The sequence below is a fragment of the Pseudostreptobacillus sp. genome, from assembly GCF_977040545.1.
In genome coordinates this window covers 1-8,772 of record NZ_CDRRBS010000043.1, presented here as the reverse complement: position 1 = coordinate 8,772, position 8,772 = coordinate 1, and the positions used below count along the sequence as shown (strand labels likewise).

General features: G+C 23.8%; 7 protein-coding genes. 3 read left to right on the top strand and 4 right to left on the bottom strand.

The window, feature by feature from the left end; translation table 11 throughout:
• Nucleotides 1-232: 232 nt before the first annotated feature.
• Complete coding sequence (gene adhE, locus ACWYO2_RS03375) at nucleotides 233-2,863, bottom strand: bifunctional acetaldehyde-CoA/alcohol dehydrogenase (RefSeq protein WP_455515089.1); 2,631 nt, start codon at nucleotides 2,861-2,863, stop codon at nucleotides 233-235.
• Between the two features lie 154 nt (nucleotides 2,864-3,017).
• Nucleotides 3,018-3,386 carry a hypothetical protein gene (locus tag ACWYO2_RS03370; protein ID WP_455515088.1) on the bottom strand — a complete coding sequence of 123 codons (369 nt, stop codon included), beginning with the start codon at nucleotides 3,384-3,386 and terminating at the stop codon, nucleotides 3,018-3,020.
• A gap of 216 nt (nucleotides 3,387-3,602) precedes the next feature.
• On the opposite strand from ACWYO2_RS03370, the gene ACWYO2_RS03365 reads away from it, so the two are divergent.
• The 3 genes from ACWYO2_RS03365 to ACWYO2_RS03355 are packed head-to-tail and all read left to right on the top strand — an operon-like array spanning nucleotide 3,603 to nucleotide 5,323.
• Complete coding sequence (locus ACWYO2_RS03365; protein ID WP_455515087.1) at nucleotides 3,603-3,962, top strand: GntR family transcriptional regulator; 360 nt, start codon at nucleotides 3,603-3,605, stop codon at nucleotides 3,960-3,962.
• Nucleotides 3,955-4,656, top strand: a complete 702-nt coding sequence (locus ACWYO2_RS03360) for an ATP-binding cassette domain-containing protein (RefSeq protein WP_455515086.1) — start codon at nucleotides 3,955-3,957, stop codon at nucleotides 4,654-4,656. The genes ACWYO2_RS03365 and ACWYO2_RS03360 overlap by 8 nt, the downstream gene beginning before the upstream one ends.
• Complete coding sequence (locus tag ACWYO2_RS03355; RefSeq protein ID WP_455515085.1) at nucleotides 4,649-5,323, top strand: hypothetical protein; 675 nt, start codon at nucleotides 4,649-4,651, stop codon at nucleotides 5,321-5,323. The genes ACWYO2_RS03360 and ACWYO2_RS03355 overlap by 8 nt, the downstream gene beginning before the upstream one ends.
• A gap of 216 nt (nucleotides 5,324-5,539) precedes the next feature.
• On the opposite strand, the gene ACWYO2_RS03350 is transcribed toward ACWYO2_RS03355, so the two are convergent.
• On the bottom strand, nucleotides 5,540-7,090 hold the full coding sequence (locus ACWYO2_RS03350) for an ATP-binding cassette domain-containing protein (RefSeq protein ID WP_455515084.1): 1,551 nt from the start codon (nucleotides 7,088-7,090) through the stop codon (nucleotides 5,540-5,542).
• Entirely contained in the window at nucleotides 7,087-8,661 is a 1,575-nt protein-coding gene (locus ACWYO2_RS03345; RefSeq protein ID WP_455515083.1) for an ATP-binding cassette domain-containing protein, read from the bottom strand. The genes ACWYO2_RS03350 and ACWYO2_RS03345 overlap by 4 nt, the downstream gene beginning before the upstream one ends.
• Nucleotides 8,662-8,772: the final 111 nt, after the last annotated feature.

Below are 8,772 nucleotides of genomic sequence, written 5' to 3'. Positions count from 1 at the left end.
TGAACAAGGAAATCATAAGGATTTATTAGAAAAAAATGGTTTCTATTCAGAACTATATTATAGTCAATTCAATAATTAAAATAATATAAATAAATTAAAAATTGGGGAACAAATTTAATGTCATAACATCAATAAGTTCCCCAATAATTTTTATGTAATTCAATAATAAAAAGAGCAAACTTTTTAAAGTCTACTCTCAATATTTTAACTATATAATATTATTTAGGATAATTTATTTATTACCTTTTGATTTTTTAGAACCAAATTTTTTCTTATACTCTTCTCTTCCATAATAAGATTTTAAGTAAATTTCTTTTAATTCAGAAATTAATGGATATCTAGGGTTAGCTGGTGTACATTGATCATCAAATGCATCTACAGCTAATTCATCAACTGCTTCTAAGAAATCTTTTTCAGGTACACCCCATTCTTTTATACTTCTAGGTATTCCTATCTTGTCTTTTAATTCATTTAATGCTTTAATAAATTCTTCAACTTTTTCTTCTCTAGTTTGTCCTGGTTTAGTTAATCCTAAGAAATCAGCTGCTTTTGCATATCTATTTATTGCATCAGGATATCTATATTGAGGGAATACTCCCATCTTAGTTGGTGCGTCTTCAGCATTAAATCTTATTACTTCTTCAAGTAATAAAGCATTAGCTATACCGTGAGGAACATGGAATTTACCTCCTAATTTATGTGCTAATGAGTGACATATTCCAAGGAAAGCATTAGCAAATGCCATACCTGCTATACAAGAAGCATTAGCCATCTTTTCTTTAGCTTTTCTTGCACTTGCTCCACCATCAACTGATTCTGGCAAGAATTGAAGAACTATCTTCATTGCTTCTAATGAATAAGGTTTAGTGTACTCTGTTGCTAGTATTGAAACATAAGATTCAATAGCATGTGTAAATACATCTATACCTGATGCAACTGTTAATCCTTTTGGCATAGTTAACATTAATTCTGGATCATTTATAGCAACATCTGGTGTTAATTCATAATCTGCTAATGGGTATTTAACTCCAGTAGCATCATCTGTAATAACTGAGAATGGTGTTACTTCAGATCCTGTACCAGCTGATGTTGCAACAGCAATAAATTTAGATTTTATACCCATTTTAGGGAATGCGAATATTCTCTTACGTATATCCATAAATCTCATTGCTAAATCTTTAAATCTAATATTTGGATATTCATATAGAACCCACATAATCTTAGCAGCATCCATAGCAGCTCCTCCACCAAGTGCTATAATTACATCAGGATTATATTCACGCATAGCAGCAGCTCCTGCTTCTGTTGAACTTAATGTTGGGTCAACTCTTACTCCTGAGAATATTCTATAATCTATTCCTATTTCATCTAAAACACGAGTTATATGATTTGTATATCCAAGTTCTGCTAAAGTCATATCTGTAACTATAAATGCTTTTTTATGTTCTCCTTTTAATTCTTCTAAAGCAGTCGGTAATGAACCATATTTGAAATATACTTTTTCAGGAACTTTAAACCACAACATATTTTCCCTTCTTTCTGCAACTGTTTTAATATTTAATAAATGCTTAACTCCGACATTTTCTGATACTGAGTTTCCTCCCCAAGAACCACAACCTAAAGTCAATGATGGTTCTAATTTGAAGTTAAATACATCCCCTATTGCTCCAAGTGAAGCTGGCATATTAACTAATGTTCTTCCTGTTTTCATTTCTCTTCCAAATTGATCTATTTTTTCTTGTTCAGCAAGATCTATATAGATACATGAAGTATGTCCAAGTCCTCCAAGTTCAACTAAAGCTTTAGCTATATCCATTTGTTCTTTAAAGTTTTTAGCTTTATACATTGCTAAAATTGGTGATAATTTTTCATGAGCAAATGCTTCAGCATCACTATAATCATCAACTTCACCTATTAATACTCTTGAAGATTCAGGTATATTAAGTCCTGCCATTTTAGCTATTTTATATGCACTTTGACCAACTATATCTGCATTTAATCCACCATTTATAAACATTACATCTCTTACTTTTTGTATTTCATCTTTAGCTAATACATAAGCCCCTCTATCTAGAAATTCTTGTTTAATTATATCATATTTAGATTCAGGTAATATTACTGCTTGTTCTGATGCACATATAACTCCATTATCAAATGTTTTTGATAATAAAATATAGTTTACTGTCATTTTAATATCAGCACTTTCATCTATAATAACTGGTGTATTACCTGCTCCAACTCCTATTGCAGGTGTTCCTGATGAATAAGCACTCTTAACCATACCAGGTCCTCCAGTTGCTAAAATCAAGTCAACTTCTGCCATTAATTCTCTTGAAAGTTCCATACTAGGTTCATCTATCCATGATATTATATCATCTGGAGCTCCATATTTTTTAGCAACTTCCATAGCAAGTCTAGCTGCATATATTGTAGAGTTCTTAGCTCTTGGATGTGGTGATATTATAATTGCATTTCTTGTTTTTAATGCAAGTAATATCTTAAATATAGCAGTAGATGTCGGATTTGTTGTTGGAATAACTCCGGCTATAACACCTATTGGAGTTGCAACTTTTTTAACTCCATAAGATTTATCTTCTTCTAAAACTCCACAAGTTTTTTCATCTTTATACTTGTTGTATATATATTCTGAAGCAAAGTGATTTTTAATAACTTTATCTTCTATTAATCCCATACCAGTTTCTTCAACTGCCATAGTAGCTAAAAGTATTCTTTTATCATTTATTGTTTGAGCAACTTTTCTAAATATTTTATCAACTTGCTCTTGAGTATATGTTGAATACTTAGCTTGCGCCTCTCTTACTCTCCCCATCATTTCTCTTAAACTTTCAATGTCTTTAACCATGTTTCCTCCAAACCATTCACTAAGTGAATTTTTTATCTTTCATGAATTCAGTATACCACATAAACTTTAAAAAGTAAATAGTTAATTGTTAATTTTTTAACTTTTATTTTGTTTTAAATAAAAAAACGTGTTAAAAACACGCTTTTAAAGTTTTTTAATGATTATGGTGATGTTCATGCCCATGTCCATGACCTTCATGTCCATCTAGCATAAAGAATTCTATAACCTTTCCATCTATAGTAATTCTAACTTCATTATTATTTAAAAATTCTACTACAGCTCCTTCTCCTTCAAATTTATTATCAGCAACTTTTTTCACTTCAAAATCTAAATCTTTTCCTTCAAATTCTAAATCAACATCATAAGTTGATGAATCATCTTGTTTTAAAGTTAAATGAGAATGAGTATATCCTGATTTAGAATGATAAAATACTTCTTTCCCTTCTGTTGTAGAAACTGTTGAACATGCAACCATTATACCTAAAGTTGCAACTACTGCAAAAACTTTTTTTATATTTTTCATTTTTCCTCCTAATAAGTAATTATTTTTTCTTAATTTTACAAGAAAAATAAGGACTTTGCAAGAGTTTTTTTATAACCATAATCAGTCCTAGTTATATCTAAATTGTATATAAAAAGGGGATATTTATAATTAATTTTTTTAGTGTTAATTTAATTTTTCACTTGACAACAGCTTTATTATGGTGTACTATATGCCTATAACAGCAAGGAGGTTCGTATGCAATTTAATAATAAAAAACCAATATATCTCCAAATAAAAGATACTATATTAAAAAGCATAATTAATAAAGAATATTCTTTAGGAGATAAAATTGAATCAGTAAGAGAAATAGCTAATAAATTTACAGTAAATCAAAACACTGTATTAAATAGTTATAAAGAATTAGAAAATGAAAATATCATTGTTCTCAAAAGAGGAATAGGTTATTTTGTAACAGAAGATGATAGTTTAATTAAAAAAATTAAAAAAGATTTATTAAATGAATCAATACAAGATTTTCTATCTAATATGAAAGAACTAGGATATTCATTAGATGAGACTATAGAATGTATAAAGGAGGTTTATAATAATGATTAATATTAAAAATTTAAATAAGAAATATAGAAATAAAATAATATTAGATAATATTAATTTAAATATTGAAAAAGGTAAAATAATAGGATTACTTGGTCCTAATGGTAGTGGTAAAACTACATTAATGAAAATACTTTTAAATATAACTAAAGAAGATAATGGTGAAATTTATATAAACAATGAAAAAAAATCAGAAGAAACAAATAAATATATTAGTTTTTTACCAGATGCTCCTTTTATAGATAAAGATCTTAATATAAATGAAGCAAGAAATTACTTTAAATTTTTCTATACAGATTTCAATGATAAAAAGTTTGAAAATTTAATAAATAAATTGAATCTAAATCTAAAAGATAAAATTAAAAATTTATCTAAAGGAAATATAGAAAAATTAAATTTAATATTAATACTATCAAGAGATGCAAAAATATATATATTAGATGAACCAATAGCAGGTGTTGATATAGTTACAAGAAATGAAATATTAAAATTAATTATAGAAAATATTTCTGATGAATCAACTGCTATAATCTCTACTCATTTAATTAAAGATATAGAACACATTTTTGATCAAGTAATGTTTTTAAAAGATGCTAATATTGATAAGATTTATAATGTAGAAGATATTAGAATAAATAAAAATATTTCTGTTGAAGATCTATATTTAGAATATTTTGGAGGTAAAAATCATGATTAAATTTTTAAAATATTTATTTAAAAAAGATGGCAAGACTATGATATTACATATTTTAATGTCTTTCTTATTATGTTTAGTATATCCACATATTTTTAAACCAGACTCAAGCATTTTATTTATATCTTCATTTACAAGCCTATTAATTTTCTTCAATATATTTGTATTTACTCGTAGTTTATCTATAATGATTAGAGATTTTTATTCAAATGAAAGATATTTCATATTTAGCCTTCCTATTAAAAAATTTAATATTGTATTATCTAAGGTGATATATTCTACTATATATAACAGCCTTATATATATTTCAGCTTTATCTGCAACTATATTTAACAGCAAAGAAATACTATTAGAATTATTAAAAATAAATACATTAAAATCAGGTATTACAGTAATTCTATCAACTAGTCTAACAATTTTTTGTTTTATATCTTTAATTTACCTAGTTATTGTTATATCTAAAATATTATTTAATAGTTCAAAAGCAACATCAGCTAGTATATTTTTAACTATATCATTAAGTTTAGTAGTTATCTTTCATTACAATTTTTATTATTACGATTTTTATTTATTAAATAGTACAATACTACTACATTTAATATGTATAATTACAGGATTAATCTTATGCTATATATCAGGATATTTACTTAAAGAAAAAGTTGATTTATAAAATATATAGAAAATAAATTAATAAACTATTTAAATTAGTAAAAAAATCGTTAATTCTATAAATTTAAGGAATAATAATAAAAAGTATCTAATTTTATAACTTTAAAACCATCATTTGTATATAGTTTTAAAAAGTATATTCTTTAGATACTTTTTTATAATTTATATTATCACAAACAATAAATATAAAAATTACAATTTTTAAACTTTACTACTATTATTTTAAATATATATTTTTAGATTTATCTATAAACTTGCTTCCTCTATGAGAAATTAGTATTACTGGTAAATTAATTTTATACAAAAACTCGGATAATTTATTTTCTGTTTCATCATCTATATTAGCAAAAGGTTCATCTAATAATAATATTTTATCTTCTACTAATGCTCTTGCCAAACCTATTTTTTGAATTTGACCTGAAGATAAACCTATCTCTTCATTCAGTTTTATTTCATAATCTAATCCTTTTTCTTTTATAAATTCTTTTAAATTTGTTTTTTCTATTATTTCATTCAATTTCTCTTCAGATACATCTCTACCCATTAATATATTTTCTTTAATTGAAAAAGAAAAAAGTTCTATTTTTTGAGGAACGTAGTTAAAAATATTCTTAGGAAGTAGGTCTACTTCTTTATCATTAATAAATATTTTACCTTTATTAGGTTTATACATTCCCAAAAGAATTTTTAAAAGTGTACTTTTACCTGTTCCTGATTTACCCAATATTGATATTTTGGAATTTTCTTTATTTATCTCAAAAGATATATCTTTTAAAACTTCTTCTCCTTCAATATATGAAAAAGAAATGTTTTCTAATTTAATACTGAATATATTATTTACTTCAAATTTGTCTCTATTTTCAATATAGGTAAACTCATTTATTCTTTTAAATGATACATAAGCCTGTTTTATTTTCACTAAATTATTAGGAAGTTCATAAAATATCCAGGTAAAATTTCTAATAAGTAAACTAAATCCTATAAATCCACCTATCGTTAATTTATTATTTAATATAAGGTAAAAACTAAACATTAAATTTAAACTATCAAATAAAAGACCCGATAACATAGATAGTGTATAAAGCTTCCATTGAAGTTTTGAATTTTCATAATTACTATCTAAAAATTTAATATATCTATCTTTAAGTAATTTTATTGCAAAATTTTCACTTTTAAGTATCTTTAGAAATGATTTATTTTCAAATATTTCCTTCAATATTTGTTGACTATTCTCTTTGCTTTCTTGTCTTAATTTCCATGATTTTTCTATATTATCTGAAATATATTTAAATATTAATAAAGACATCGGACATAAAATTAATGAAAATACAGTAAGACTAATAGAAGTTAAAAATCCAAATACAGTTGCTGCAATAAAAGATAATATTCCTATAACTATTTTTGTTAAATCAGATATATATGCCTTAGAAACTATATCACTATCATATATTAAAAGTGTCATTATTTCTCCATCTAAACTCTCATCAATTTTCATATATTCTTTTTTAGTAAGGGAAGTTAATATATCAGAATTTATCTTTTGCTTATATTCCTTTTCTTTTAAATATATTTTTTTATTTAAATAATATCCTATTAAAGATAAAAATAATATCAATAATAAAAGAATAGATATATTTTTACTGTTAAAATTTTCTTCTAATTTAATTATTCCTCTTGCTATTAAAAATTCTAAAATAGCAAATATTATAGCTATATTCCATATATAATACACTTTGATTTCTCTACATAATTTAATAATATTTTTCATTTACTATCACCTAACCTTAAAACATTATCACTTTCTAATATCATATCTGTAGTATGTGTAATAATTATTATTCCTTTTTCTTTTTTTAATTCTAATAGATAATCCATCAGTAAATCTTGGTTTACTTTATCTAAATCTGAAAAAGGCTCATCAAGTAAAATATAGTCAAAATCATTTAATATAGCTCTAGCTATTGCAATTCTTCTAATTTCTCCACCAGAAAAATTTACCTCCTCATTATATATACTATTTAATCCATTAGGTAATTTATATATAACTTCTATTATATTTAGTTTTTGTAAAATATATTCTAATTTTTCTTTTGATATTCTTCTACTTAAACATATATTTTCATATATACTTGCAGTAAATAAAGTATTTTTTTGACTAACAAATACAAATTTTAAATCATGTATATTCGTATATATTTTACCACTATTTAATTTTAATTCATTTAAGAGTAATTTAAGTAAAGTACTTTTACCACTTCCATTTTTACCTAATATATACGAGATACTTTTATTTGGAAAATTAAATGATAAATTTTCTAAAACATTTTTATCATCATATAAAAAATTAATATTTTCTCCTTTTATCCCATCTACATCATCACTAAAACATATATTTTCTATATAATTTTCATCTTTTAAAAATATATGTTTTTCTATTCTTTCTATGGAAGTTTTTTGAATAATCATATAATTTACTATAGGGAAAAGATCTATAAATACATAAATTATTGAACCCACCCCTATATTCCATATAGATACCATTTCAGGTAAAGTTAATTCTTTAACAAATACTAAATACATACCTAGAATAAATGTAAGTATCTGCACAAAATATATTCCACTTGTAAAAAAACTATCAATTTTTGAAATAGAAGAAGCTACACTATCATATTCTTTCATTTTTTCTTTGTAAATAAGCTCATGTTTTACCAATGCCCATTTTAAAATATTATATACTTGAAAAATAGGTATATTTTTTATAATACTTTCAAAATAAGCCTTATGTCTATCTTCTTTTTCGTAATACCCTACATTTTGAACATATGCTATATTATAGTTTTTCTTTGAATAGTATAAAAATATTAACCCTATAAATAGATATAGGAAAAAGGCTTTAAATGAAAAAAATAAAATATATACAAAGCCTACTATTAGCATAATAGAAAAATCTAATATAGGGAAAAATCCATACATTAAATAATCACTTAAGTTATACACATCTTCATTAATTAAGGTAGTAAAATTACCTAAATTAAAATCGTCATTAGTATCTCTCAAATATTTATTTACAATATTAAAAGTAATATTTTCCATCAATTTATTTTTCATTTTTTCAAGACTAATACCATATATATAATAAATATAAGCATGAAATATTGTTATAACTATTATAATTAAAAATATTGTGTTTATAATTTTAATATTTTTATTAAATATTTCATCTAAAATAACTTTCATCAAAAATGATATTACTCCATTGTGTAAACTTAAAATAATTCTAAAAATAACTAATATAACAAAAATCTTTTTGTCTATCAACTTTAATATATTTTTTTGCATCTATTTCTCCTTTAAAAATAAATTTATCAAAATTTAAATTATATGCTCATCTTTATCACTCTTTTCATCACATTTATTATTTATTACAAATTTCAAAAGTATAAATATAAC

Excerpts from the sequence above, each read along its gene's own strand:
- adhE (WP_455515089.1), bottom strand. The coding sequence starts at position 2,863 with ATGGTTAAAGACATTGAAAGTTTAAGAGAAATGATGGGGAGAGTAAGA.
- ACWYO2_RS03370 (WP_455515088.1), bottom strand. The coding sequence starts at position 3,386 with ATGAAAAATATAAAAAAAGTTTTTGCAGTAGTTGCAACTTTAGGTATA.
- ACWYO2_RS03365 (WP_455515087.1), top strand. The coding sequence starts at position 3,603 with ATGCAATTTAATAATAAAAAACCAATATATCTCCAAATAAAAGATACT.
- ACWYO2_RS03360 (WP_455515086.1), top strand. The coding sequence starts at position 3,955 with ATGATTAATATTAAAAATTTAAATAAGAAATATAGAAATAAAATAATA.
- ACWYO2_RS03355 (WP_455515085.1), top strand. The coding sequence starts at position 4,649 with ATGATTAAATTTTTAAAATATTTATTTAAAAAAGATGGCAAGACTATG.
- ACWYO2_RS03350 (WP_455515084.1), bottom strand. The coding sequence starts at position 7,090 with ATGAAAAATATTATTAAATTATGTAGAGAAATCAAAGTGTATTATATA.
- ACWYO2_RS03345 (WP_455515083.1), bottom strand. The coding sequence starts at position 8,661 with ATGCAAAAAAATATATTAAAGTTGATAGACAAAAAGATTTTTGTTATA.